Here is a 24,284-nt window from a genome sequence, read left to right as displayed (position 1 = left end):
GCTAGTAACCCAGGCCCACGAGCTCGACCCGGTGCACCCCGCGCGGTCGCCATGGAAGGGCGTCGGACTGGCCCAGCAGGTCGGCGGCCAGCCAGACCGTCGAAAGCCACATCTCGGTGCCTTGCAGGCTGGGCGGCTGGTTGTCCGCGAAGGCGAAACCGCGTCCCGGCACCCAGCGCTCGGGTGCGCGGGCGATCAGCGCGCGGGCGATGGCCTCGGCCTCGGCACGGCGGTGGTCGGTCTGCTTCAGGCACAGCCACAGCGGGTGGATTGTGTCGAGCAGGTTGCACGCGGTATAGGTCGGCCCGGTGAACGCCTGAGCCTTGTGGTTGGCGAGCACCGAGTCGATAGCCGCCTCAGGCCGGGGCACGGGCAGGCCGAACTGCGCATATGTACCCCGCGTCAGCCTGTAGAACCCGTTCACTGGCAGCAGCAGCCCTTTGTCCGGTGTCGGCTTGCCCCAGAGCCCGGTTCCCCGATCCTGCATCAGCGCGAGCCAGCCGAACAGCACCTCGCGGCTGCGGCCGGTGTCGTGATAGCGCGCATTGAAATAGAGCGCCGTGCCTATCGCATCGACCGCCGCGCCTGCACCCCAGGCGTTTGTCGCCCAGGGCAGCTCCTCCAGCCAATCGCAGAGCGCGCTTGGTTCCTGTTCGACCGCCGAGATCTTGTGGGGCAGGTGGCTGCCCAGCAGCTCCAGCGCGTAACCGACGGAAAGGACGTTATAAAGCGCGTTGCCATCCTCGCGCAGCGGACGGTCCGGTTCGGGACGCAGGTAGGGATCGGGGACCAACCCGGACTCCGGGTCCTGCAGCGCCCGTAGCTGGTCGACGGTGCTGTCCGGTTCGAGGCCCTCGGGAAGGGCGCCGAAGGCGGCGGCGATCTCGATGGCGTCACATAGGTGCCGGATGCGGGCGACACTGTGGCCCGGCCCATCTAGGCTGCGATAGCGCCCGTCTACCTGGTTCGCCGACAACACCTCGGGCCATTCCCGCGCCGCGATCTCCGAAAGCTGCCCCAAGGCATCGTCCACCGGCGTTTCCGGCAGACGCGAGCGCAGAACCCTGGCCGGCACGCCGCCGGCAATTGCCATCGCCGGGATATCCCGGCTGACCACGGCGCCAGCGGCGATGATCGCGCCGTCGCCGATGCTGACCCCGTCGAGGATCACCGCGTTCGCGCCGATCCACACGTCGTCACCCACGGTAATGCCCTTTGCCGTTACGGGCTGTTGGTGGATCGGCCGATCCGGCGCGATCCCGTGGTTGAAGCCGACAATCGAGGCGTGCGAGGCGATCCGCACCCCGTTCCCGAAGTGCACCGTGCCGGAAATCGCCGCGTAGGGATTCACCGTGCAGTCGGTGCCGAACGACACGTCGCCGCGCACGATCGCATGCCCGGCGATCCAGCTGCGCGCGCCGAGCGCCAACCGTTCGGTATGCACGGCGGCCTCGTCGGCTATGAAGGCGGTCGGGTCGATCTCGGCTCCGGCGATCTGGGCCAGGCGAGCCTTGCGAGACTGCTGCTCGGGGGCGGCAACCTCGGTATCGCTGCGCAGCCAGGGCATGATCTGCAGACGGGCGCGGCGTTCCTCTTCGGTCAGCTGGGGGCTGGCGTCGTCCATGCTCATTCCGCCGCTGCCGCGCTGGCCGGGCGGGTGGCTTCGGCCATCACCTCGGAGGCGACGCGCAGCGCGCCGCCGCCATGCGCAACGCCAAGCGCCTTCAGTCCCGCGTCTACAGTCGCGATCACGCCCAGCAGGATCGGCGGGTTCATATGGCCCATGTGACCGATCCGGAACAGGCTCTCGCCATGCGTCAGCTCGGCGCCCAACGGCAATCCGATGCCCAGAGTCAGCCCAGCCTCGTCCTCGCACCAGCGGCGGAGCCGCGCGCCGTCGCCGTCGCCGGTCAGGATCGTCGTGACTGCCACCGAGCGCTCAGCCCGGTCGGCGACGTTTGGGCGGATCTGCCCGGTTTCGCCCCAGACCTCGACCGCCGACCAGACGGTGCGGGCAAAGGCGGCGTGGCGGGCCAGCACGTTCTCGAGCCCTTCCTCGGCGATCATGTCGAGTGCGGCGCGCAGGCCGAACAGGTGGTGTGTCGGCGCGGTGCCGTGGAAATTCTGATAGAAGATCTGCGGCGCCAGTCTCGGAAGCCAGTCGAAATAGGGCGACACTGGCCGGTCCAGCGCCTCGCGCACCGCGCGGGCCTTGGGCGAAACGAAGGTGAAGCTCAGCCCCGGTGGCGTCATCAGACCCTTCTGGCAGGCGGTCAGCAGCACGTCCACGCCCCAGGCGTCCATCTGCATCGGCGCACAGGCAAAGCTGGCGATGCTGTCCACCATGTAGAGCGCTGGGTGCCCGGCGGCGCGGATCGCCTGGCTCAGGGCCTCGATATCGTTGTTCACCGAGGTGGCGGTGTCGGTCTGCACGGTCAGCACGGCGCGGATCTCGTGGCCGCGGTCTTCGCGCAACCGGGCCTCGACGCGGGCGGGATCGACGGCGCGGTTGCTGCCGAAATCCATCAGCTCCACGTCCAGCCCCAGCGTGCGGGCGATCTGCGCCCAGCCCAGTCCGAAGCGCCCTGTAGCCAGCGCCAGCACCTTGTCGCCGGGCGAGAGCGTGTTTGTCAGCGCCGCTTCCCAGGCGCCGTGGCCGTTGGCGATGTAGATCGCCAACTCTCCCGTAGTGCCCGCCAGCGCGCACAGGTCGCGGCGGATCGTATCGGTCAGCGAGACCAGCTCGCCCTCGTAGATATTGGGCGCTTCGCGGTGCATCGCGTTCAGCACGCGGTCGGGAATGTGGGACGGGCCGGGCATCACCCGGATCGGACGGCCGAAGGCAAGGGACATGGGATCGCTCCGAAAAGGCGGACGCCGCCACCTTAGCCCTTTCGGCGGCGGTGCCAATCCCTAGCGGCGGTATCGCGTGGCCAATTCTTCGGGAGCGGCCCCGGCATAGTAGCGCGCCAGCGTGCCAAGGTTGCGCGCGCCGCGCCGCAGCCAGCCCTGCCGCCGGTATTTATCGGCCGAAGTCAGGATCGGGTGGCCGAGAGGCGCAAGCGCCTTGCGACCGAGCGCGCGGGCCAGCGCAACATCCTCCATCAGCGGCAGGTCCGGAAATCCGCCCGCGTGCTCCAGAACAGCGCGGCGGATCAACAGGCCTTGGTCGCCATAGGGCAGCCCGAAAAGGCGCGAGCGGCGGTTCGCCCAGCCGGCGACCATCAGGGGCGCAAGCCCCTCGGCGTCGAAGCGCAGGTCGAAATAGCCAGCGCGGTCGGGGCGGTCCGCGATGTGCCGCGCTACGGCAGCGGGCCAGCCGGGCAAGGGACGGCTGTCGGCGTGCAGTACCATCAGCCACGCGCCCGAACTTGCCTCGATCCCGCGCCGGATCTGTCCGCCGCGTCCCGATGCGCCGGTGACAAGCTCGGCCCCTGCAGCCTCGGCCACGTCCTCGATGCCGTCGGCAGAGCCGCCGTCCGACAGCACCAGCTCGCGGATCAGACCTTCGCCCAGCCCCTCAGCCAGTGCGGCCAGGGTCGGGCCGATGGTGTCGGCGGCGTTCAGCGTGGGAATGACGATCGAGATCGGGGCGGGCATCGGACACCGGCTGGGAAACTGGGGGTGACAGCGGGCAGGCCCGCGCTTATCTCGGGCACTGAGCAGAAGGAGAGGTCCATGACAAGAGCGTTCCACGCGACCGACCGCACGGTGCTGCGCATCACTGGCGAGGATCATCGGAAGTTCCTGCAGGATCTGGTGACCAACTCGCTGGACGGTCTGAAGGACGGCGCGGTCTACGCAGCGCTGCTGACGCCGCAGGGCAAGTATCTGGCCGACTTCTTCCTCGTGCCCGAGGGCGAGGGGCTGCTGCTCGACGCCGACGCGGCGCAGGCGGCGGATCTGAAACAGCGCCTGACCATGTACAAGCTGCGCGCCAAGGTGACGATCGAGGATGCGGGCCTGTCGGTCGTGCAGGGCTGGGACGGACCGCAGCCCGAGGACGCTCTGACCGATCCGCGCGATGCCGAGCTGGGCTGGCGGCTCTACACCTACGATCCCGAAGCGGCACTGCACGGGTTGGAGCCGGGCGATCCCGCCGATTGGCACGCGCTGCGCGTGGCGTGCGCGGTGCCGCAATCGGGCGTCGAGCTGATCCCCAACGACAGCTACATCCTTGAAGCCGGGTTCGATCGCCTGCACGGCGTCGACTTCCGCAAGGGCTGCTATGTTGGTCAGGAAGTCACCGCGCGGATGCGCCACAAGACCGAGCTGCGAAAGGGGCTGGTGCGGGTCGAGGTCTCGGGCGCCGTCCTGCCGGGCACCCCGGTCGAGAAGGACGGCAAGCCGGTCGGCACGCTCTATTCCACCGCCGGAGGGTACGGGCTGGCGCACCTGCGCTATGACCGTGCTTCGGGACCAATGACAGCGGGCGGGACGACCGTGCTCTGGCCGGACGCCGAGGGCTGAGCGATGACGGAGACGCTGCGCAAACCCGAGGACTGCGGCTCGATGGCCGAGCTGCGCCAGCAGATAGACGCGTTGGACCGGGATCTGGTGGCAAGGCTCGCGCTCCGCAGCCGCTATATCGACCGCGCTGTGGCGCTGAAACAGGCCGAAGGCCTGCCCGCCAACATACCCGCCCGCGTCGAGGAGGTCGTTACCCGCGTCCGTGCCAACGCCGAGGCGGAAGGGCTCGACGCGGATCTGGTCGAAAGGCTCTGGCGCGACCTGATCGACTGGTCCATCGCGCGGGAAAGCGTGCGTCTCGGCTAGTCTGCCCAATGGAACTCATCGTGCACCACCCCCTCATGCGGTAGGATTGCAGGACGGAAGGGGGCGCACATGATGACCATCGATTTCTGGTACTCGATCGGCAGCACCTACAGTTACCTTACGGTGATGCGGCTGCCTGAGGTCGCGACTTCTACTGGTCTGACGTTCCGATGGCGCCCGTTCAACGTCCGCCATGTGATGGTCGAGCAGAACAACATCCCGTTCAAGGACAAGCCCGTGAAGGCCGCCTACATGTGGCGTGACATAGAGCGGCGCGCCGCACGTTACGGTCTCGAGCCCTCGCTGCCGGCGCCTTATCCGCTGCCGGGGCTGGTCCTTGCCAACCGCGTCGCCATCCTCGGCGCCAAGGAGGGCTGGGTCGAGGACTACACCCGAGCGACCTATCGGCGCTGGTTCGAGGAGGGGGACGCTGCGGGACAGGAGCCGAATCTCTCGGCCAGCCTGGCCGAGATCGGGCAGGACCCGGCCCGTGTGCTGTCGCTGGCCGAGTCCGAGCAAATCGCGCAGGCGCTCGTGGCCGAGACCGAAATGGCCATGCACCTCGGTGTGTTCGGCTCACCAAGCTTCGTCGTGGACGGAGAGGTCTTCTGGGGTGACGACCGGCTCGAAGACGCAATCTTCTGGGCTGGGAAGACCTGACGCCGGGGGCCGGAACCGGCCCCACGGTATGCCTGTTGCGGACGCTTACGCCTCGCGGACGACCTTCGAGAACTTGTCGAACACGTCCATCCCCGATGCGACGAGGCCCTGTCCGCCGCCCAGTAGTTCGCCTCCGGGGGCCATTGTGTCGACCTTGCCGCCTGCCTCGCGCACGATCAGGATGCCCGCGGCGATGTCCCAGGCGTTCAGCCCCATCTCCCAGTAGCCGTCGTAGCGGCCCGCCGCCACGTAGGCGAGGTCCAGCGCCGCCGAGCCCCAGCGGCGGATGCCGGCGCATTGCGGCGCCAGGTGTGCGACCTGCTTCAGGAACCGGGGCAGGGCGGGGTTGCCCGCGAACGGTACGCCGGTTGCGAAGACCATGTTCTGCAGGTCGCGCCGGTCCGAAACGCGCAGCCGGCGGTCGTTCATCCACGCGCCCGAGCCTTTCTCGGCGGTGAACATCTCGTCCTTGACCGGATCGAAGATGACGGCGGCGACGATGTCACCCTTGTGCTCCAGCGCGATCGAAATGGCCCAGTGCGGCATGCCGTGCAGGAAGTTGGTGGTGCCGTCGAGCGGATCGACGATCCAGCGCCGCGTCGGGTCGGCGCCCTGCACGGCCTCGCTTTCCTCGCCCATCCAGCCATAGTTGGGCCGGGCTTCCATCAGCTCTTCGCGGATGACCTCTTCGGCGCGGATGTCCGCCCGGCTGACGAAATCGCCGGCGCTTTTCGAGGTGACCTGCAGGTTCTCGACCTCGCCGAAGTCGCGGATCAGCCCGCGGCCGGCGCGGCGCGCGGCCTTGATCATGATATTGAGGTTTGCCGATGCGGTTGCCATTGTGATCCTGCTTGCCGGGGAATGCGCGCCCCTCATAGGCAAATCCGTGCGAAAGGCCAAGCATTGACGACCGAATACCCGCCTTGCGCCCCCGTCAAGCTACGCGTGCTGGCAACGACCGACCTTCACATGCAGGTACGCGGCTGGGACTACACCGCCGACCGCGCGGCGCCGGGCATGGGCCTGGCGCGGATCGCCAGCCTGATCGAGGCCGCGCGCGACGAGGTGCCGAATGCCCTCGTGCTGGACTGCGGGGATCACCTTCAGGGCAACCCGATGGGGGATCTGTTTGCAGGCGAGAATGGCTTGCACCCGATGTTCGCGGCCATGCACGCGGCGGGAATCGAGGCTACGGCGCTGGGCAATCACGACTTCAACTACGGCCTGGAAGCGCTTGAGAGGGCATCGAAAACCGCGCCGTTTCCGCTGCTTTGCGCGAATGTGGTGCGGACTGGAGACGGTGCGCCTTTGCTACCCGCTACGACGATCCTCGAGCGGCGGGTCCGCGATGCCGAGGGCGCCGAGCAGGTGCTCAGGATCGGCCTGATCGGGCTCTGCCCGCCGCAGATCATGATGTGGGATGCGCGGCACCTCTCGGGACGTGTCGAGGCGGGTGACATGATCGACGCCGCCGCCGCCTGTGTTCCCGCGCTACGCGCTGCAGGGGCCGACATTGTGATCGCGCTCAGTCATTCCGGCATCCATCCGGGGCCGCGCCAGCCGCTTCAGGAGCAGGCGAGCCTGCATCTTGCGCGCGTGCCGGGAATCGATGCCATCATCGCGGGTCATCAGCACCGGCTGTTTCCCGGGCCGGAGTTCGTGGCCAAGGACGGTATCGATCCGGGGGCAGGGACGCTCCACGGAGTGCCGACGGTCATGCCGGGGTTCTGGGGAACGCATCTTGGGGTGTTGGACCTGGACCTGGTCCGCAATGCCGAGGGTTGGCGCATCGCCGGCCACGAAAGCACCCTGCGCCCGGTGGCCGAGCGCACGGCGGATGGCTCGCTGTGCCCGCTGGTCCCCGAATCCCCCGCCGTCCTGCGCGCCACTGAAGCGGCGCACGAGCGCACGCTCGCGCACATCCGTCAGCCGATCGGGCAGACCACGGCTCGGATCGCCTCGCATTTCGCGCTGGTGGCGGATGATCCGGCCGTGCAACTGGTCGCCCGCGCGCAGGCCTGGGCGGTGACCGAGGCGCTGCGCGGCACCGCGCACGAAGTGCTGCCGCTGATCTCGATCACTTCGCCGTTCAAGGCCGGGGGGCGGGCCGGGCCGGACCACTATCATGACATTCCGGAGGGGCCGCTGCGCTTGCGCGATGCGGCGGACCTGTACCTCTTTCCCAATGCCGCTTGCGCGCTGCTGATGACCGGCGAGCAGATCGCGGACTGGCTGGAGCGCTCGGCCGGAATCTTCAACCGGATCGAAGCGGGGGCGGAGGATGCGCCACTGTTCGTGCCCGGATTCGCGACATACAATTTCGACGTCGCGCATGGGCTGCGCTACGCCATCGACCTGAGCCAACCCGCGCGCTTCGATGCCGACGGGCGGCGGGTTGTCCCCGAAGCCTGCCGCATCTGCGACCTGACCCATGCGGGCCGCCCAGTGAAACCCGAAACCCGGTTCGTTGTCGCCACCAACAGCTATCGGGCGGGCGGTGGCGGCGAGTTCCCGATCCCGAGCGATGCCACCCGTGCATTGGAGACCGACGAGAGCAACCGCGACATGCTGGTGCGCTGGATCAAGGCGCAGGGCACCGTGGACCCGCGCACCGAACCCGGCTGGGATTTCTCGCCGATGCCTGGAACGAGCGTCCAGTTCGACAGCCATCCCGAGGCCGATCCTCGCCAGGCGCCCCGCCGCCGGATCGAACCTGTGGGCCCAGCCCCCGGCGGCTTCGCGCGGTTCCGCCTGCATCTCTGAAACCGGCTGCCGCCCGGTGCCGTCTCTGTGCTATTCTGCCGCAGTCTTGGCGGCATCCTTGGGGGACATCATGGCCGTGCATCTGCTTCTGGGCACCAACAAGGGCGCCTTCATCCTCGATGGCGACGAAGATCGCGAGGACTGGACCCTGCGCGGTCCGTTTTGCGAAACATGGCCCATCAACCATGTCATCGGCGATCCCGAGACCGGCGCGATCCTCGCGGGCGGCGGCACCAGGTGGCACGGCGTCGGGGTTTGGCGCTCGGAGGATCTGGGCGAGACGTGGAGCCAGTCGGGGGAAGGGCTCAGCTACCACGAAGGTGATGAAGAGCAGGTCGAGACCGTCTGGTCGCTGGGCGGCGGTAATGGCCGGATTTATGCCGGGGTCAAACCGGCGGGCCTGTTCGAAAGCAGTGACGGCGGGCTCACGTGGACGGAACTGTCCGGGCTGCGCAGCCATCCCACCCGCGAGAACTGGATGCCGGGTGGCGCAGGCCTGATCCTGCATTCGATCGTGCCGCAGCCCGATGATCCGATGCGGATCTGGGTCGGGATCTCGACAGCCGGCGTTTTCGCGACCGAGGACGGTGGCAAAAATTGGGAGCCGCGCAACGCTGGCACGCGATGCGATTTCCTGCCCGAAGACCAGCGCTACCCGGAAGTCGGCCAATGCGTGCACAACCTGGTGCACGGAGCAGGCGCGGGAGAGGTGCTGTACCAGCAGAACCATTGCGGCATGTACCGTAGCGACGACGGTGGGCGGAACTGGGTCTCGATCGAGAACGGGCTGCCGTCGAGCTTCGGCTTCCCGGTCGCCGCGCACCCGCGCGAGCAGGGGACGGTCTGGCTGATGCCGATGAACGGTGATTCCGAGGGCCGATATCCGCCCGAGGGCCGCGCCGCGGTCTGGCGGTCCCGAGACGGGGGCGAGAGCTGGCAAGACATGCGCGACGGGCTGCCCCAGAAAGATGCATTTTTCACCGTGCTGCGTCAGGCGATGGCAGTCGACGACGGTGCGTCCGTAGGGGTCTATTTCGGTACATCGTCGGGGTCGATCTTCGCGAGCCGCGACGAGGGCGACAGCTGGCGGGAAATCGCCCGCCACCTGCCGCTGATCCTGTCGGTCGAGGTCCTGCACAGCTGAACCGGCGGAGGCGCTGGCGCGCCACGACATTCACCCCGGTTCCGCCTCCGGCAGAACCCGGGCGCCGCCATCCCAGCTGGGCGTACCCGCCTTCCACTTTCTCGAAATATCCCCGCCGGAGGCATCCTGCCGCTGCCAAGCGCTCAGGTTTCGACCGCCGGAAGAACGGCGCGGCGAGCATGTCGCGGCGCCGTCAGCCAATTGTCAGGACTCTATCATCCTGAGTTCCCAATGGCATAAGGGGGGCACGGCACCCCCCTGTGCCGCCCGCTCAGGCGCGTTCCGAGTACTCCATGGTCTCGGTGTTCACGATCACGTCTTCGTCCTGGTTGACGAAGGGCGGGACCATGATCCGGACGCCGTTGTCCAGCACCGCCGGCTTGAAGCTGTTGGCCGCCGTCTGACCCTTCACTGCAGGTTCGGTCTCGACGATCTTGCAGGTAACCTTCTGCGGCAGGGCCGCCGAGAGCGCTTCGCTCTCGTGGTACTCGATGGTGACGGTCATGCCGTCCTGTAGAAAGGGACGACGTTCGCCCAGGATGTCGGCGGGCAGTTCGATCTGCTCGAAGGTCTCCTGGTCCATGAACACCAACATGCCGTCGGTTTCATAGAGGAACTGCTGGTCCTTCTGTTCCAGCCGGACGCGCTCGACCTTGTCGGCGGCACGGAAACGTTCGTTCAGCTTGGAGCCGTTGCGCAGGTTCTTCATCTCGACCTGGGCGAAGGCGCCGCCCTTGCCGGGCTTGACGTGAGAGACCTTCACCGCGACCCACAGCCCGTCATTGTGCTCGAGCACGTTGCCGGGGCGGATCTCGTTACCGTTGATCTTGGGCATTTAGGAAACCTCGGAAAGCAGTCTGCTTGTATTGGCGTTTCCCTATCTGCCCGCGCGCGCGCTGACAAGCGGTGCGCGAACGACACGGGGTGTCGGTTTCGGCCTTGCATGCCGCGCGGGGCATGCTTTTGTGGCCCGAGAGCAGAGGCAGGGGTTCATGCGCTATTCGGGATGGCAGGTGATCGCCAGGGGCTTGCGGGGCCAGCGCGGCTGGGAGCCGGCGTGGCGGGATCCCGCGCCGAAGCCCCACTACCGGGTTATCGTGATCGGCGGCGGCGGGCACGGTCTCGCGACGGCCTATTACCTGGCGAAGAACCACGGGATCACTGATGTCGCCGTGCTGGAGCGCGGATATCTGGGGGGCGGAAACGTCGGGCGCAACACGACGATCGTGCGCGCCAACTACCATATCGACGGGAATACCGAGTTCTATTCCCACTCGCTTAAGCTGTGGGAGGGTCTCGAGAAGGAGCTCAACTACAACGTGATGATGTCCCAAAGGGGGATCATCAATCTGGCGCATTCCGACGGGCAGATGGATTTCTTCGCGCGGCGCGGCAATGCGATCCGTATGCAGGGGGATGATGCCGAATTGCTGGACCGCGATCGGGTGCGCCGCGCCTATCCCTATCTGAACCACTATGATCCGCGCTTCCCGATCTTCGGTGGTCTGCGCCAGCGCCGCGCCGGGACCGCGCGGCATGACGCGGTGGCCTGGGGCTTCGCACGCGGTGCGGACCGAAGGGGCGTGGACCTGATTCAGAATTGCGAGGTGACCGGCTTCCGGATCGCGCGGGGCAGGGTTACGGGAGTTGAGACCACGCGCGGTTTCATCGGCGCGGATATCGTCGGCATGGCCGTGGCGGGGCGCAGCTCTCAGGTCGCGCAGATGGCCGGGCTGCGTTTGCCGATCGAAAGCCACGTGTTGCAGGCCTTCGTCACTGAAGGGCTGAAGCCCGTGCTGCCCAGTGTCGTCACCTTTGGGATGGGACATTTCTATATCAGCCAGTCCGACAAGGGTGGGCTGGTCTATGGCGGTGACCTCGATTTCTACAATTCCTACGCCGCGCGGGGGAACCTGCCGATGGTCGAGCATGTGCACGAAGCCGGCACGGCCCTGATGCCGATGCTTGGCCGGGCGCGGATGCTACGCTCCTGGGGCGGGATCATGGACATGAGCATGGACGGCTCGCCGATCATCGACCGCACGCCGGTCGAGGGGCTCTATCTGAACGGCGGCTGGTGCTATGGCGGCTTCAAGGCGACGCCCGCCAGCGGTTGGTGCTTCGCGCATTTGCTGGCGACGGGGCAGCCCTCACCGCATGCGATGCGTCTGCGGCTCGACCGTTTCGAGACCGGCCATGTCCTGGACGAGGAGGGGACCGGTGCTCAGCCCAACAAGCATTAGGGGGGCGACATGCGCCTGACCTGTCCTCTCTGCGGCGACCGGGACAGCCGGGAATTCAGCTATCTCGGCTCGGCAAAGTTGTTGGCACGGCCCTCCGACGATGCGCCGTTCGATGCCTGGCATGATTACGTGCATCTCCGCGACAACCCCGCTGGGCCGAACGCCGAGCTGTGGCACCACGTCTCGGGCTGCTCCGCCTGGCTGCATGTTGTGCGCGATACGCGGACGCACCAGGTGCTCTCGGTCCGGCTGGCGGAGGAGGGCGCATGAGGCTTGAAGCCGGTGGCCTGATCGACCGTGACGCACCCCTGAGTTTCCGTTTCGACGGGCGTGAATACACCGGGTTTCAAGGCGACACGCTGGCCTCGGCGCTGTTGGCGAACGGCGTGCGGCTGATGGGGCGCAGCTTCAAGTACCACCGGCCGCGCGGCGTGCTGACCTCCGGTTCGGATGAGCCGAACGCGCTGATGGAGGTTGGTTCCGGCGCGCGCCGCCGCCCGAACACGCGCGCCACTGTGCAGGAGCTATACGAAGGTCTGGAGGCGCGCAGTCAGAACCGCTGGCCTTCTCTTGCCTGGGACGCGGGGCAGGTGAACGACCTGCTATCGCCCTTTCTTGGTGCGGGGTTCTACTACAAGACCTTTATGTGGCCCGCAGCCTTCTGGGAGCGGGTCTACGAGCCGATCATTCGGCATGCTGCGGGACTTGGGCGGCTCTCGGGCCTGCGCGATCCGGACCCTTGCGACAAGGCCTTCGCGCACTGCGACCTGCTGGTGATCGGCGCGGGGCCTGCGGGCCTCATGGCCGCGCTGATGGGGGCGCGGGCCGGGGCGCGGGTGATCCTTGCTGACGAGGACTGTCGGCCCGGCGGCCGCCTGCTGGCCGAGCAGGAAGAGGTCGGCGGCGTGCCGGGGCACGACTGGGCGGCGAAGCTCTGGGCCGGGCTTTCGCAGATGCCGAACGTCACTCTGATGCCGCGCACGACCGTCACCGGGGCCTATGATGGCGGCACCTTTGGCGCGCTCGAGCGCGTGGCCGATCACATGGCGCAGCCGCCCGAAGCCTCACCGCGTCTGACCTTCTGGCGGATAGCGGCGCGTCGGGCGATCCTGGCCTCGGGCGGGCTGGAGCGCCCTGTGGCTTTTCCGCACAACGACCGGCCCGGCGTGATGCTTGCAGGCGCCGCGCGAGCCTATGCGAACCGTTGGGCGGCTGCGCCGGGCGCGCGCGTCGCGGTGTTCACCAACAACGACGACGGTTGGCGGACGGCTCGGGACCTGTCGGCGCAGGGTGTCGAGGTCGCAGCGCTGATCGACTCGCGTACCGGTGTAGAGCCGCCTGAAGGGCCGTGGCAGGTGATGACCGGCATGCACGTCACCGACACGCGGGGGCGGCTGAGCCTGAGCGCCGTGCAGACCCGCGATGCGGGCGGGCGGCACCGCTGGTTGGAGGTCGACACGCTGGCGGTCTCGGGCGGCTGGAACCCGGCGCTGAACCTGACCTGCCACATGAACGGGCGGCCGCAGTGGAACCCGGCGATCCATGCCTTCGTGCCGACACCCGGTTCCGTTCCCGGGCTTGACGCGGCGGGGGCGGCACTGGGCCAGTTCTCGACCCGCGGCGCGATGAAATCCGGGCAGTTCCGCGCCCGCAAGGCGCTAGAGGAGCTGGGCTTTACGCCGCCCTCGATCCCGGTGCCGACGGCCGAGGACGCGCGGCCGCGACTGTCGCCGCTCTGGCAGGTGCCGCGTACCAAGGGACGCGCGTGGCTGGATTTCCAGAACGACGTGACAACGAAGGACGTCGCGCTGGCCCATGCCGAGAACTTCCGTTCGGTCGAGCACATGAAGCGCTACACGACGCTGGGCATGGCGACGGATCAGGGCAAGACGGCGAACGTCGGCGCGCTGGGCGTGATGGCCGAACTGGCGGGCCGCGAGATCCCGCAGATCGGCACCACGACCTTCCGCCCGCCTTACACTCCGGTAGACATCGCGGCGCTCGGGGCCGGGGCCGGTGGGCCGGGCTTCGCGCCGCACCGCCAGCCGCCCAGCCATGCCTACGGGCAGGAGCAGCGGGCGCCGACGGTCGAGGCCGGGCTTTGGCACCGGGTCGCCTATTACCCGCAGCAGGGCGAGACGCACTGGCGCCAGAGTTGCGACCGTGAGGCGCGGATGGTGCGGCAGGCCGTAGGCGTCTGCGACGTCACCACACTTGGCAAGATCGACGTGCAAGGCCCTGATTCGGCGGCGTTTCTTGATCGCGTCTATGCGAACACCATGTCCACGTTGAAACCGGGCCGCGTGCGCTATGGGCTGATGCTGCGCGAGGACGGGTTTGTCATGGACGACGGCACCTGCGCGCGGCTGGGCTCGGAACATTTCGTCGTCACGACCACGACGGCCGCCGCCGGGCAGGTCATGGCGCACCTGGAATTCTGTGCCCAATGCCTGTGGCCGCAGATGGACGTGGCGCTGATCTCGGTCACCGATAACTGGGCTCAGTACGCAATCGCCGGGCCGAAGTCGCGGGAATTGCTGGACGGTCTTCTGGACGCACCCTTACGCGATTTCCCGTTCATGGCCTGCGCCGAGGTCTCGGTCCGGGGTGTCGGCGCGCGGCTGTTCCGGATCTCGTACTCGGGCGAGCACGCCTATGAACTGGCGGTGCCTGCTCGCTATGGTGACGCGCTGTTCCGGCTGCTGGTCGAGGCTGCTGAGGCGCTGGGCGGCGGGCCCTACGGGATGGAGGCGCTCAACGTTTTGCGGATCGAGAAGGGCCTCTTGACCCATGCCGAACTGCACGGGCGCACGACCGCCGATGACCTCGGGCTGGGGCGCATGGTCAAGCCGGGCAGTATCGGCCACCGGATGAGCGAACGGTCGGGCCTGTCGGGCCGCTGGCGCGAGCAACTGGTGGGCTTGCAGGCGGTCGATCCGGCGGCGCGGCTGAACGCCGGGGCGCGGTTCGTGGCGCAGGGGGCGGCGAAGGTGCGGCAGACGGATGAGGGTTACATCACTTCGGCCTGCTGGTCGCCGCACCTGGAGCGGTACATCGCGCTGGGCTTCGTGCGGAACGGACGCGCCCGCACGGGCGAGGTGCTGGACATTGTCGATCACATGCGCAAGGGCGCGGCTCAGGCGCAGATCGTGCCGCCGCCGTTCTTCGACCCGGAAGGAGGCCGCCTTCGTGACTGAGCTTGCCGCCACCCCGCCGGTCAAGTTCGCGCCGTGCCGCTACGGGCAGGCGGCGCTTGCCCCGATGCCTTGGGTCAAAATTACGTCGGTTGTCCCCTTGGCGGGCACAAAGCACGACCTGCCACCTCCGGGGAGCACCGCCAAAACCGGCGAGGCGCGGGTCATCTGGATGGGCCGCAACCTGTGGTTCGTCCTCGGCGACCCGCCGAAATTTCCGGGGGTGGCGCACACAGATCAGTCAGACGGCTGGGCCGGCTTCCGCCTGACCGGGGTGGGCGCACGGGACGTGCTGGCGCGGCTCTGCCCGCTGGACCTGTATCCGGACGGCTTCAACGAAGGCGCAACCGCGCGCAGTGAACTTGCTCACATGGCAGCTTCAATCACCGCCGAGGCGGACGGCTATCTGATTCTGGTGATGCGGTCCTTCGCAGGCACGGCGCTCGACGAACTGGAGACCGCGATGCGATCCGTCGCGGCGCAGGAGGCGATGAAAGGCCGAGGGGGAGGTTATGGTACCGACTCCCCGGATTGAACGGGGGACCTCTAGATCCACAATCTAGCGCTCTAACCAACTGAGCTAAGTCGGCACCGTGGCGGGCGTGGTACCCCCAACCGAAACGGATTGCAAGACCCTCGCGCTTGCAATCGTATCGTTCCCGGCTTAGGTCAGCCGCCGTTGATACAGGAGGGCTGGTGCCATGGGCATCAACACGGAAACCGACGTCGAAACCGGGCTGCAGATCGGCCCGACCGACCGGGGCATGGTGCGGCTGTACATCTTCGGCGAGGCTGTCGATCTGCCGCTGGATTTCGATCCGGACGAGGCTGACGAGATCGCCGAGGAACTGCGCATCGCCGCGCAGCAGGCACGCAAGGTCAAGACGAAGAAGAAATAGGCGTTCAGAGCGCCGCATCCTCGAACCGGCGCAGCCGGTCGGCGGCGGTACGCGCCAGTTTCAGCGTCATCGCCTTGCGGCGGGCGGGGGCGAGCTTGCTCTCGGGGCCTTCGCGCAGGATCTCGGCATCCCAGTCGTCTGCGAGGATCAGGCCGGTTTCGTCCGGCAGCAGTTCCTGCGGAAACTCTGCATCCACTGCCCAGAAGAACCGGTCGCAATAGGGCAGGTAGCCCTGCCACTTGTGGTCCGTCATGAAATCCGCGCGGCAGGATTTGCACTCGACCACCCAGATCTCGCCCGAGCGGCCTATCGCGGCGACGTCGACACGCAGGCCGCGTGCCGGAACGAACTCCAGCACGCTGGAAAAGCCGAGGCTTTGGAGATGGCGGCTGACGCCGCGCGCCAGGCGCTGGCCGGGAAGCAGGTCGTAGTCCATGCTCCGGAGTATGAACAATAGGTGAACATTTCGCAAGCGCCCAAGGCGCGTGCGTCCTTAGTAGAGCGGCCAGAACACCGGGATCACCAGGCTTGCAAGCAGGCCGATCGTCAGGTTCAGCGGCGCACCGATCTTCAGGAAATCCGAAAAGCGGTACCCGCCAGGACCGTAGACCAGCGTGTTGGTCTGGTAGCCGATGGGCGTCGCGAAACTGGCCGAAGCAGCGACCATCACCGAAACCACAAGCGGACGTGCATCGACCCCGAGCGCATCGGCCAGACCGATGGCAACGGGCGTCACGACTACGGCGACAGCATTGTTCGACATCATCTCGGTCATCACCGAGGTCATCAGGAATACGCCCCAGATCAGCAGCGGCCCGGGCAGTTGCATCAGCGACGGGGCGAGGGCGTTGGCGATCAGCGTCACTGCACCCGATGCCTCGAGCGCCTGGCCGACCGCCAGCATCGAGAAGATCAGGATCAACAGTCGTCCCTCGATAAAGCCGAAGGCCTCGTCCGCATCGATGCAGCGGGCGGCAAGCACCAATGCGACGCCGAGGATCGCCAGCGCGAAGATCGGCGCGACCCCCATGGCGGCGAGCACGACGATGCCGGCCAGCACCATCAGCACCAGCGGCATGTGGCTGCGCCGGTAGGATCGCGCGGTGGGTGTCGCGATGTCCACCAGTCCCTGATCCAGCGCGAGGCGTCGGATGTCCTCGGGCGTGCCCTCCAGCAGCAGCGTATCGCCAACGCGGACGGTCACATCGTCGAGCTGCCGACCGATGTTCTGGTTTCGCCGATGCACTGCCAGCGGGTAGACGCCATAGCGGCGGCGCAGGCGCAGCTCGCCGAGAGAACGGCCGATCATGGCGCAGCCCGGCGAGATCAGCGCCTCGACGGTCTTGGTAGAGCGCGAACCCAGTTCGTCGATCATATGGACGGCGCCGCCTTCCTTGAGGCCCAGAAGCTCGCCCACGGCAGTGCGCAGAATGACGCGGTCGCCCTTTTCCAGCGTAACGTCCGGGAACCGTCGGCGCAGCGATTCGTCGGCGCGCAGCACGTCGATCACGCGTGTGCCGGTGCGCTGGAAGAGCGGCACGTTGAAGACGGTCTCGCCGATGAGCGGCGAGCCGTCGGGTATCGCCACTTCCGTGAAGTATTTCATCGACTTTCGGTCGGTGAGCAGGTCCGCCATGCTTTCGCGCTCGGGCAGCAGACGAGGGCCCAGGACGCGCAGGTAGAGGAGCCCCCAAGCGGCGAGGATGATGCCCAGCGGGGTGATCTCGAACAGGGTGAACGGCTCAAGCCCGCTGGAGCGGGCGACGCCGTCCACCAGCAGGTTGGTCGAGGTGCCGATCAGCGTGCAGACACCGCCAAGGATCGCCATGTAGCTTACCGGAATCAGCAGCTTCGAGGGCGCGATCTTCATGCTTTGCGCGACTGAGACAGCGACCGGGATCAGCATGACAACGACGGGCGTGTTATTCATGAAGGCCGACGAGAACAGCGTCGCGACGGCGAACGCGCCGATCACCATGCGGGGCTTGGTCTCGACATGCGCGCTGACTGCGTTGGTCAAAGCATTGAGCGCACCTGTTCGCACCAGCGCCCCGGAGATGACGAACATCGCGCCGATGGTCCAGGGGGCGGGGTTCGCGAAGACCGACAACATCGCCTCGGTGTCGATCACGCCCGCTACCAACAGTGTCACCGCGCCGAACAGGGCGACGACCTCGGTCGGATATGTCTCGCGGACAAAGAGGACGAACATCGCGAGCAGGATGCCGAGCGTGAAGTAGGCCTCCAGGCCCGAAGGAATCAGGTCGGTCAATTGATGCCCATCGCCCGCTTTGGATCAGGTCGGGGGCGCAGCTTGACCGAGAAACCCGAAAGCCTCAAGCGCGAAGGCCGTCAGAACCGCGGCCCGGTTTCGGCAAGCCGCCCGCCGACGCGTACCGCAGCAACATTGAGCGCCCGCCCGGTGCGGTCGTCGGTCTCAACCATGACGCCCGACAGCGTCGCATCCCCGCCCGCCGGCTGGAAGCGCCCCTTGCTCATGCCGGTGATGAAGCGGTTCAGCGGCTCTTCCTTGTCCATGCCGATGACCGAATTGTAGTCGCCGCACATGCCCGCGTCGGTCATGTAGGCAGTGCCCTTCGGCATTATCTGGGCATCGCCAGTCGGCACGTGCGTATGCGTGCCAACAACCAGCGAGGCGCGCCCGTCGCACCAATGTCCCATCGCCATCTTCTCGGAGGTCGCCTCTGCGTGGAAATCCACGATCACCGCTTGTGCCAGCCCACCCAACGGCGCGGTCTTCAGCGCGGCATCGACGCCTGAGAACGGATCGTCGAAAGGCCGCTTCATGAAAACCTGGCCCAGTACCTGCACGACAAGGACCTTCTTGCCGTTCGTCGCGGTGAACAGCCGCCAGCCCTTGCCAGGCGCAGCTTTGGCGAAGTTCAGCGGGCGGATGATGCGCGGCTCTCGATCTATGAAGCTGAGCATGTCGCGCTGGTCGAAGGCGTGATCGCCAAGCGTCAGGCAGTCGACGCCGGCGTCCAGAAGCTCGGTCGCGTTGCCGCCGGTGATCCCGGTTCCGGACGAGGCGTTCTCGCCGTTCACCACGATGAAGTCGAGTTTCCAGTCGGCGCGCAGTTTTGCGATGCGGTCGAGGACCGCTTTTCGCCCGCTGCGCCCAACGATGTCGCCAAGAAAGAGTAGCCGCATGGGCCGGACCTAGAGCGCCGCCGCGCGGAAGGCAAGCTTGCTCGTACTGTGGCTCATGTGGGCGTGATGAGCCCGCGTTCGGTAACGATACCGTCGAGTGGCTGGTCCGTCGGCTCGGTCGGCACCTGGTCCTGCTGCTGGGCGGCGTAGGCGAAGCCAAGCGCCTTGGTCGGGCGCGACGCCCTCAGTTGCTCGAGCGTGCGGTCGTAAAACCCGCCGCCATAGCCCAGTCGGAAGCCGCGCGCATCGAAAGCCAACAGCGGCACGATCAACAAATCGGGGGTGTTGGGTTCGGCACTTTCGGGGATCAGCGCTCCGAAAGCACCGGGGATCAGCGGCTCGCCGGGTGTCCACGCACGAAAGCCGAGCGGGCGGGCAGGACCCTCGACCACCGGCAGGCAGATCTGGTAGCCTTGTGTGTTAAGTCGTTCCAACGCTGGGGCCGGGTCGATCTCGGAGCGGATTGCCGCATAGCCCGCAATACATCCGCCTGTCGGGCAGAGCCGCGTAACCTCGTCCACAAGGCGGGCAAGAGCCTGGCCCGGGTCGACGGTCCGGTGCGCCTGCGCGCGGGTTTCGCGCGCGCGGGTTCGCGCCTGAGCCTTGGGATCGGAGGGAAGGTCATTCATCCGAATGAAGTGCCATGCGGCGCGGGGCCGGGCAAGCATCGGCGAGGAAGTAAAGCGGCGGGCCCGCAGCGACCGTTGAGGCACTGGATCCTTGAGAGCCTGGAAAACCAGGTGGGCGCCGGGTACGCAAGACCAGGGTCGAGCACAGAGCCAGCTCCCTCAAGAATGCTTAAGGCCACTAGGATGAAGGCCTCTCACGAGAAGAGCAGCACCCGCCATCGAGCAAGATAGGGGCGCCGGGGCGGGTTGAGAAGGGGGTTAAGTGTAAATCTGCGCAATCGGAGATTAACGCTCCGTTAACACCTGCGGCGCAGCATCGCGCGCATGGCGATTACGGCTTCCTCCGACGGCGATCGTATCGGCGCCCAAATTTGGGTGCTGGGCAGCTTCGCGCTGACCGGCGGGCAGCTGACCACGCATTCCGCGGTCTGCGTCGCTTCCGCCGCCGGTTCGGGCGCCGATGTTATGCCGCTCTCGATGCATCGGGGAGCGTTCGCGGCTGCAACCGTCGTGGCGGCGAAGCTGTGCCCCAGCGCCGCGGGCGTGGTCTATGCCAAGGCACTGCGGCGCGGCGCTGGTAGCGCGGGACTTGCGCCCTGGCTCGCGCAGCTTTGGCAGGTTCGGCGGCTGGTCAGGCAGTCCCGAACGGTCGTCCTCGTCCGCGAGCGTCGGACCGGAACGGTGCTGCGGATTGTGGTTCGCCTCGCGCTAGGAGGGCATGTCTCGGTCATGTCGCTCGGGATGGCGGCTGAGCGGATCCTGCGGCTTGGTCTTGGCGTCGATGCCCCCCCTGTAGCGAAAGACGAGGCCGAGGCCGCCTGCTTTGACCTGATCTCCCGCACCGGGGCTGAGCTTCGACTGACCGACCAGCACGTTGCGCGGGCGCTGGGCGGGCCGCAAGGGATGCTGCTGCCGGACAACGCGCGAGCAGACCTGCTGGCGCTGGCGCAACTGGCGCGGGGCATTTCGGCGCGCACCGTCGAGGCGGCGGCCCGGCATGGGCGCATGCGCCTGGGGTCCGATGCGTCACGGGCGTTGGACATTGCGCTGTCGCCGGACTCCGAAACCGGTCTGCCGCGCATCGCGTTGCACCTGCGTGCGCTGGGCAAGCGGCGGCGGCACTGGCAGCGTTTCGTGCCTGGACCTCCGCCCCCGGCGATCAACCGTCCCGGTCCCGAGGGGGCGGTGCTGCGCGCGCTGGCGAAGATGCCGCAGGACGGGGACGCGGCGTTGCTGGCCGATCTCGACCGGCCCGTTGCGGGTGGCAGGCTGACGCGGCGCGACTGGCTGATGATGCTGGCGCTGCGGCTTCCGGTGGAGCGCTATTCCAGTCTCGGCGCGCCCTGGGACTGTCCGCTGATGGCCGAGGCGCTGGCCGCCGCCCGTCCTGAAACGCCGCCGCCGTTGGACACCGCGCCCGCGCCAAGATTGAGGCTCGTCGGTATCGCTAGCAACGGAACAGGCCTTGCGCAGAACTTCTGGATGAGCGCCGCCGCCCTGAACCGCGCCGGGTTGACGCCGCAGTTGGAGCCGGTGGACAGCAGCGAGGCGACTTTTACGCCGTTCCCCTCGCGGCAGGGGGCGGCGCGCTGGCAGCTTCGCGGCGACGCGACGATCTATCACCTCAACGCGGACCGCGTGCCTCAGCAGATGCTCTCGCGCGGGGCGCTGGCGGGGCAGGGGCCGCAGATCGGTTTTCTGCTGTGGGAGCTGGACCGGATCCCCGCCGCGCACCGCCTTGCGCTGCAGATGCTGGACGAGGTCTGGGTGCCGACGGTGTTCCTCAAACGCATCTACCAGCGGCATTTCGGCGGCCCCGTGGTGGTCATGCGCAAGGGAATCGAGCTGCCGCCACCCGTGCCCTGGCCAGCGCCCGAGCCAGGGATGACGCGGTTTCTGGTCTGTTTCGACGCCCGGTCCTCGGTCGCGCGGAAGAACCCGCTGGCGGCGGTGCGCGCGTTTCAGGCGGCTTTTCCGGAACGGCGGGACATGGAACTGGTGGTCAAGACCACGCCCGCACCGCCCGCGCACTGGGGCGATCCCGAAGGGCAGATGGCCCGGATCGAGAAGGCCGCCGCAACCGATCCGCGGATCAAGGTGATCCGCCGGATGCTGCCGTTTCCGGAATTGCTGGGGCTGATCGACTCGTCCTCGGCGCTGGTCTCGCCGCACCGGGCCGAGGGATTCGGCTATCTGCCTGTCTGGGCGCTGGCATTGGGCGTCCCGGTGGTCGCCACGGACTGGGGCGGGACGCGGGATTTCTGCACTGCGCTGACCTCTGATCCGGTGCCGGCCGAGCTTGTCGACGTCCCGCGCAGCCACACGATCTTCCCTTGTCCCGGCGCTCGTTGGGCTGAGGTAGACCAAGGCGCGCTGGCAGAGGCCATGTTTCGCGTCTCAAATGATCCGCAAGGCGCGCGCGCTCGGGCTCAGGCCGGCAAACTGGTGATCGAAACTGAGTACTCGATGTCCGCGCAGGCCGACCGCTATGCCGAACGGCTCTTGCGCCTCGGTGTGCTTGACCCTGCAGAGACGCCGGTCGCTACGGCTTCGGGCGGTCTCTGATCCCGGACATTTCTCCGGTCGTTGTCGAACTGTCACATACCGTTGCTAAGCCCCGAGAGCCTGACACCAAGGGGACAACATGCAACGCAGCCTGCTGGCCGGATCGGCCATCCTTGCGCTCGCGGCGGGAACCGCCGATGCGCAGTCGAACTTCAACCGCATCGCATCCTTCGCGACGCCGCTCAACATGGCTGAAGGTGAGGACACCGCCCGCGAGACCGCGCCAGAGATCATCGCCGTGACCGGCGACGGCATGACGCTGGTCTACACCGACAGCCCGCTCGGCGTTCTGGGCCGTATCGACATCACCGACCCCGCGAGCCCGCAGCCGCTGGGAAATATCGCGCTGGATGGCGAGCCGACCTCGGTCGCCGTCAAGGACACCCGCGTCTACGTCGGTATCAACACCTCGGAAAGCTATGTCGAGCCCTCGGGCGCCCTGGCGCAATTCGACGCCGTCACGGGCGAGGAACTGGCCCGCTGCGATCTGGGCGGCCAGCCCGACTCGGTCGCCGTTGCCGGTGACGAGGGCTTTGTCGCCGTCGCCATCGAGAACGAGCGCGACGAGGACCTGAACGACGGCGAGATCCCGCAGATGCCCGCGGGCACTGTCGCCATCGTCCCGACCGCGGGCGGCAGCATGGACTGCGACGGCATCGTCTTCGCCGACGTCACCGGCCTGGCCGAGGTTGCGCCCAGCGACCCCGAGCCCGAGTTCGTCGACATCAACGGCTTGGGCGAGATCGTCGTCACCCTCCAGGAGAACAACCACCTCGTCGTCCTCGCCTCGGACGGCAGCGTGGTGAACCATTTCTCCGCCGGTTCTGTCGATCTCACCGGCATCGACACCGAGGAAGAGGGCGCTTACGTCTTCGACGGCGAACAGCCCGGCCGCCTGCGCGAGCCTGATGCGGTGAAGTGGCTCGACGACGAGCGCTTCGTGATCGCCAACGAGGGCGACTACAACGGCGGCTCGCGCGGCTTCACCATCTTCTCGAAATCCGGCGAGGAAGTCTTCGAGAGCGGCACCTCCTTCGAGGAAGCCGTGATCCGCATCGGCCACTACCCGGAAGATCGCTCGGGCAACAAGGGCGTCGAGCCAGAGTCGGTCGAGGCCGCGACCTTCGGTGAAACTGAGTATCTCTTTGTCGGCTCCGAGCGCGGCTCGGTTGTCGGTGTCTACACCATGGGCGATGCGCCCGAGCTGCAGCAGATCCTGCCGTCGGGCATCGGCCCCGAGGGGATCCTGGCGATCCCGTCGCGCAACCTGCTGGTCACCGCCAACGAGGGCGATCTCGGCCCCGATGGCGGCGTGCGCGCGCATGTTATGATTTATGAACTGCAGGACGCCCCGGCGGCCTATCCGACGATCACCGCCGAGGACACGGGCGAGTTGTTCGGCTGGTCCGCGCTTTCGGGCCTGGCTGCCGATCCGGAAACGCCGGGCAAGCTCTATGCCGTCAATGACAGCTTCATGGGTCTGCAGCCGCGCATATTCGAGATCGACGCGACCCAAACCCCGGCTAAGATCACCGGCTATATCGACGTGACCCGCGAGGGCCAGCCGGCGCAGAAGCTGGACCTCGAAGGCGTCGTGGTAGACCCGGACGGCGGTTTCTGGCTGGCCAGTGAGGGCCGCACCGATCGGCTGATCCCGCACGCGCTCTACCACGTCGACGACGATGGCGTAATCGACGAGGAAATCGCCTTCCCGGCAGAACTGCTTGCCGTCGAGAAGCGCTTCGGCGCCGAAGGAGTGACGCTGGTGGGCGACACGCTCTGGATCGCGATCCAGCGCGAGTGGGGCGACGATCCCGAGCATCACGTGAAGCTGGTCGCCTACAATCTCGAGACTGAGGAGTGGGGTGCGGTCCATTACCCGAAAGCCGCGCCCGAGACCGGCTGGGTTGGCCTGTCGGAGATCACGCTGCACGGCGATCACGTTTACATCGTCGAGCGCGACAACCAGATCGGCGGCAACGCGGTCACCAAGAAGCTCTACCGCATCTCGCTCGACCAGATGCAGCCCGCGCCGCTGGGCGGCGAGCTTCCGGTGGTCGAGAAGGAAGAGGTCCGCGATCTGCTGCCGGACCTGATGCAGTGGAACGGCTATGCTCAGGACAAGATCGAAGGCTTCGCCGTCGACGCGGCCGGCACCGGTTTCGTCGCCACCGACAACGACGGCGTCGACGATCATTCGGGTGAGACGCACTTCTGGTCGATCGGCAGCATGTAAGCTG

General features: G+C 67.3%; 21 protein-coding genes, 1 tRNA gene and 1 other RNA gene. 12 read left to right on the top strand and 11 right to left on the bottom strand.

Features of this window, described 5'->3' with window-relative positions; genetic code table 11:
* Position 1 precedes the first annotated feature (1 nt).
* Genes ACW9UR_RS14725 through ACW9UR_RS14715 form a run of 3 tightly spaced genes read right to left on the bottom strand, consistent with a single transcriptional unit; the run spans position 2 to position 3,600 of the window.
* Positions 2–1,624 carry an acyltransferase gene (locus ACW9UR_RS14725; RefSeq protein WP_458917759.1) on the bottom strand — a complete coding sequence of 541 codons (1,623 nt, stop codon included), beginning with the start codon at positions 1,622–1,624 and terminating at the stop codon, positions 2–4.
* A 2-nt stretch (positions 1,625–1,626) separates the two neighbouring features.
* Positions 1,627–2,853: a pyridoxal-phosphate-dependent aminotransferase family protein gene (locus tag ACW9UR_RS14720; protein WP_458917758.1), complete on the bottom strand. Its 1,227-nt coding sequence runs from the start codon at positions 2,851–2,853 to the stop codon at positions 1,627–1,629.
* Between the two features lie 60 nt (positions 2,854–2,913).
* On the bottom strand, positions 2,914–3,600 hold the full coding sequence (locus tag ACW9UR_RS14715) for a TIGR04283 family arsenosugar biosynthesis glycosyltransferase (protein ID WP_458917756.1): 687 nt from the start codon (positions 3,598–3,600) through the stop codon (positions 2,914–2,916).
* A 78-nt stretch (positions 3,601–3,678) separates the two neighbouring features.
* Between ACW9UR_RS14715 and ygfZ the strand changes: the two genes are divergently transcribed.
* The 3 genes from ygfZ to ACW9UR_RS14700 all read left to right on the top strand — a co-directional run bounded on the left by ygfZ (position 3,679) and on the right by ACW9UR_RS14700 (position 5,436).
* Positions 3,679–4,470 carry a CAF17-like 4Fe-4S cluster assembly/insertion protein YgfZ gene (ygfZ, locus tag ACW9UR_RS14710; RefSeq protein WP_458917755.1) on the top strand — a complete coding sequence of 264 codons (792 nt, stop codon included), beginning with the start codon at positions 3,679–3,681 and terminating at the stop codon, positions 4,468–4,470.
* A gap of 3 nt (positions 4,471–4,473) precedes the next feature.
* Entirely contained in the window at positions 4,474–4,776 is a 303-nt protein-coding gene (locus ACW9UR_RS14705) for a chorismate mutase (RefSeq protein ID WP_458917754.1), read from the top strand.
* Positions 4,777–4,845: 69 nt separating this feature from the next.
* On the top strand, positions 4,846–5,436 hold the full coding sequence (locus ACW9UR_RS14700) for a DsbA family protein (protein WP_458917753.1): 591 nt from the start codon (positions 4,846–4,848) through the stop codon (positions 5,434–5,436).
* Between the two features lie 45 nt (positions 5,437–5,481).
* Here the strand turns inward: ACW9UR_RS14700 and ACW9UR_RS14695 are convergent, their stop codons facing one another.
* Positions 5,482–6,276 carry an inositol monophosphatase family protein gene (locus ACW9UR_RS14695; RefSeq protein WP_458917752.1) on the bottom strand — a complete coding sequence of 265 codons (795 nt, stop codon included), beginning with the start codon at positions 6,274–6,276 and terminating at the stop codon, positions 5,482–5,484.
* A 63-nt stretch (positions 6,277–6,339) separates the two neighbouring features.
* On the opposite strand from ACW9UR_RS14695, the gene ACW9UR_RS14690 reads away from it, so the two are divergent.
* Together ACW9UR_RS14690 and ACW9UR_RS14685 are read left to right on the top strand one after the other, a co-directional pair.
* A complete protein-coding gene (locus ACW9UR_RS14690; protein ID WP_458917751.1) occupies positions 6,340–8,199 on the top strand; it encodes a bifunctional 2',3'-cyclic-nucleotide 2'-phosphodiesterase/3'-nucleotidase in 1,860 nt (619 codons plus the stop codon).
* Between the two features lie 70 nt (positions 8,200–8,269).
* The gene (locus tag ACW9UR_RS14685) at positions 8,270–9,343 is read left to right on the top strand and encodes a WD40/YVTN/BNR-like repeat-containing protein (RefSeq protein WP_458917750.1); all 1,074 of its coding nucleotides are present in this window, start codon (positions 8,270–8,272) and stop codon (positions 9,341–9,343) included.
* 271 nt (positions 9,344–9,614) lie between these two features.
* Here ACW9UR_RS14685 and efp read toward each other — a convergent pair whose 3' ends face one another.
* Positions 9,615–10,178 carry an elongation factor P gene (gene efp, locus ACW9UR_RS14680; protein ID WP_458917749.1) on the bottom strand — a complete coding sequence of 188 codons (564 nt, stop codon included), beginning with the start codon at positions 10,176–10,178 and terminating at the stop codon, positions 9,615–9,617.
* Between the two features lie 157 nt (positions 10,179–10,335).
* Here efp and ACW9UR_RS14675 point away from each other — a divergent pair, with 157 nt between their 5' ends.
* Genes ACW9UR_RS14675 through ACW9UR_RS14660 form a run of 4 tightly spaced genes read left to right on the top strand, consistent with a single transcriptional unit; the run spans position 10,336 to position 15,315 of the window.
* Entirely contained in the window at positions 10,336–11,586 is a 1,251-nt protein-coding gene (locus ACW9UR_RS14675) for a sarcosine oxidase subunit beta family protein (RefSeq protein ID WP_458917748.1), read from the top strand.
* A 9-nt stretch (positions 11,587–11,595) separates the two neighbouring features.
* Positions 11,596–11,856 (top strand): sarcosine oxidase subunit delta, encoded by a 261-nt coding sequence (locus ACW9UR_RS14670; RefSeq protein ID WP_458917747.1) that lies wholly within the window; start codon positions 11,596–11,598, stop codon positions 11,854–11,856.
* On the top strand, positions 11,853–14,783 hold the full coding sequence (locus ACW9UR_RS14665) for a sarcosine oxidase subunit alpha family protein (protein ID WP_458917746.1): 2,931 nt from the start codon (positions 11,853–11,855) through the stop codon (positions 14,781–14,783). The genes ACW9UR_RS14670 and ACW9UR_RS14665 overlap by 4 nt, the downstream gene beginning before the upstream one ends.
* Positions 14,776–15,315, top strand: coding sequence for a sarcosine oxidase subunit gamma (locus ACW9UR_RS14660; protein WP_458917745.1), 540 nt, complete (start codon positions 14,776–14,778; stop codon positions 15,313–15,315). The genes ACW9UR_RS14665 and ACW9UR_RS14660 overlap by 8 nt, the downstream gene beginning before the upstream one ends.
* Here the strand turns inward: ACW9UR_RS14660 and ACW9UR_RS14655 are convergent.
* Positions 15,294–15,370, bottom strand: a tRNA-His gene (locus ACW9UR_RS14655). The genes ACW9UR_RS14660 and ACW9UR_RS14655 overlap by 22 nt on opposite strands.
* Positions 15,371–15,481: 111 nt before the next feature.
* Between ACW9UR_RS14655 and ACW9UR_RS14650 the strand changes: the two genes are divergently transcribed.
* A complete protein-coding gene (locus tag ACW9UR_RS14650; protein ID WP_458917744.1) occupies positions 15,482–15,679 on the top strand; it encodes a DUF6324 family protein in 198 nt (65 codons plus the stop codon).
* Between the two features lie 4 nt (positions 15,680–15,683).
* Here the strand turns inward: ACW9UR_RS14650 and ACW9UR_RS14645 are convergent, their stop codons facing one another.
* The 5 genes from ACW9UR_RS14645 to ssrS form a co-directional block, all read right to left on the bottom strand.
* Positions 15,684–16,115, bottom strand: a complete 432-nt coding sequence (locus ACW9UR_RS14645; RefSeq protein ID WP_458917743.1) for an MmcB family DNA repair protein — start codon at positions 16,113–16,115, stop codon at positions 15,684–15,686.
* Positions 16,116–16,172: 57 nt separating this feature from the next.
* Positions 16,173–17,891, bottom strand: coding sequence for an SLC13 family permease (locus ACW9UR_RS14640; RefSeq protein WP_458917801.1), 1,719 nt, complete (start codon positions 17,889–17,891; stop codon positions 16,173–16,175).
* Between the two features lie 140 nt (positions 17,892–18,031).
* Positions 18,032–18,850, bottom strand: a complete 819-nt coding sequence (locus ACW9UR_RS14635; RefSeq protein WP_458917742.1) for a TIGR00282 family metallophosphoesterase — start codon at positions 18,848–18,850, stop codon at positions 18,032–18,034.
* A gap of 53 nt (positions 18,851–18,903) precedes the next feature.
* The gene (locus ACW9UR_RS14630; protein WP_458917741.1) at positions 18,904–19,479 is read right to left on the bottom strand and encodes a 5-formyltetrahydrofolate cyclo-ligase; all 576 of its coding nucleotides are present in this window, start codon (positions 19,477–19,479) and stop codon (positions 18,904–18,906) included.
* Positions 19,480–19,535: 56 nt separating this feature from the next.
* A non-coding RNA gene (gene ssrS, locus ACW9UR_RS14625) (6S RNA) lies at positions 19,536–19,694 on the bottom strand.
* Between the two features lie 109 nt (positions 19,695–19,803).
* Here ssrS and ACW9UR_RS14620 point away from each other — a divergent pair.
* Positions 19,804–22,044: a glycosyltransferase gene (locus ACW9UR_RS14620; protein ID WP_458917740.1), complete on the top strand. Its 2,241-nt coding sequence runs from the start codon at positions 19,804–19,806 to the stop codon at positions 22,042–22,044.
* A gap of 79 nt (positions 22,045–22,123) precedes the next feature.
* Positions 22,124–24,280, top strand: a complete 2,157-nt coding sequence (locus ACW9UR_RS14615; RefSeq protein ID WP_458917739.1) for an esterase-like activity of phytase family protein — start codon at positions 22,124–22,126, stop codon at positions 24,278–24,280.
* The last annotated feature ends 4 nt before the right edge of the window (positions 24,281–24,284 follow it).

The organism is Halovulum sp. GXIMD14794, from assembly GCF_054457455.1.
This window is presented reverse-complemented; position numbering and strand designations above follow the sequence as displayed.

Bases quoted from the DNA above. Each gene is read 5' to 3' on its own strand.
- ACW9UR_RS14725 (WP_458917759.1), bottom strand. From the start codon at position 1,624: ATGGACGACGCCAGCCCCCAGCTGACCGAAGAGGAACGCCGCGCCCGT.
- ACW9UR_RS14720 (WP_458917758.1), bottom strand. From the start codon at position 2,853: ATGTCCCTTGCCTTCGGCCGTCCGATCCGGGTGATGCCCGGCCCGTCC.
- ACW9UR_RS14715 (WP_458917756.1), bottom strand. From the start codon at position 3,600: ATGCCCGCCCCGATCTCGATCGTCATTCCCACGCTGAACGCCGCCGAC.
- ygfZ (WP_458917755.1), top strand. From the start codon at position 3,679: ATGACAAGAGCGTTCCACGCGACCGACCGCACGGTGCTGCGCATCACT.
- ACW9UR_RS14705 (WP_458917754.1), top strand. From the start codon at position 4,474: ATGACGGAGACGCTGCGCAAACCCGAGGACTGCGGCTCGATGGCCGAG.
- ACW9UR_RS14700 (WP_458917753.1), top strand. From the start codon at position 4,846: ATGATGACCATCGATTTCTGGTACTCGATCGGCAGCACCTACAGTTAC.
- ACW9UR_RS14695 (WP_458917752.1), bottom strand. From the start codon at position 6,276: ATGGCAACCGCATCGGCAAACCTCAATATCATGATCAAGGCCGCGCGC.
- ACW9UR_RS14685 (WP_458917750.1), top strand. From the start codon at position 8,270: ATGGCCGTGCATCTGCTTCTGGGCACCAACAAGGGCGCCTTCATCCTC.
- efp (WP_458917749.1), bottom strand. From the start codon at position 10,178: ATGCCCAAGATCAACGGTAACGAGATCCGCCCCGGCAACGTGCTCGAG.
- ACW9UR_RS14675 (WP_458917748.1), top strand. From the start codon at position 10,336: ATGCGCTATTCGGGATGGCAGGTGATCGCCAGGGGCTTGCGGGGCCAG.
- ACW9UR_RS14670 (WP_458917747.1), top strand. From the start codon at position 11,596: ATGCGCCTGACCTGTCCTCTCTGCGGCGACCGGGACAGCCGGGAATTC.
- ACW9UR_RS14665 (WP_458917746.1), top strand. From the start codon at position 11,853: ATGAGGCTTGAAGCCGGTGGCCTGATCGACCGTGACGCACCCCTGAGT.
- ACW9UR_RS14650 (WP_458917744.1), top strand. From the start codon at position 15,482: ATGGGCATCAACACGGAAACCGACGTCGAAACCGGGCTGCAGATCGGC.
- ACW9UR_RS14645 (WP_458917743.1), bottom strand. From the start codon at position 16,115: ATGGACTACGACCTGCTTCCCGGCCAGCGCCTGGCGCGCGGCGTCAGC.
- ACW9UR_RS14640 (WP_458917801.1), bottom strand. From the start codon at position 17,891: ATGTTCGTCCTCTTTGTCCGCGAGACATATCCGACCGAGGTCGTCGCC.
- ACW9UR_RS14635 (WP_458917742.1), bottom strand. From the start codon at position 18,850: ATGCGGCTACTCTTTCTTGGCGACATCGTTGGGCGCAGCGGGCGAAAA.
- ACW9UR_RS14630 (WP_458917741.1), bottom strand. From the start codon at position 19,479: ATGAATGACCTTCCCTCCGATCCCAAGGCTCAGGCGCGAACCCGCGCG.
- ACW9UR_RS14620 (WP_458917740.1), top strand. From the start codon at position 19,804: ATGGCGATTACGGCTTCCTCCGACGGCGATCGTATCGGCGCCCAAATT.
- ACW9UR_RS14615 (WP_458917739.1), top strand. From the start codon at position 22,124: ATGCAACGCAGCCTGCTGGCCGGATCGGCCATCCTTGCGCTCGCGGCG.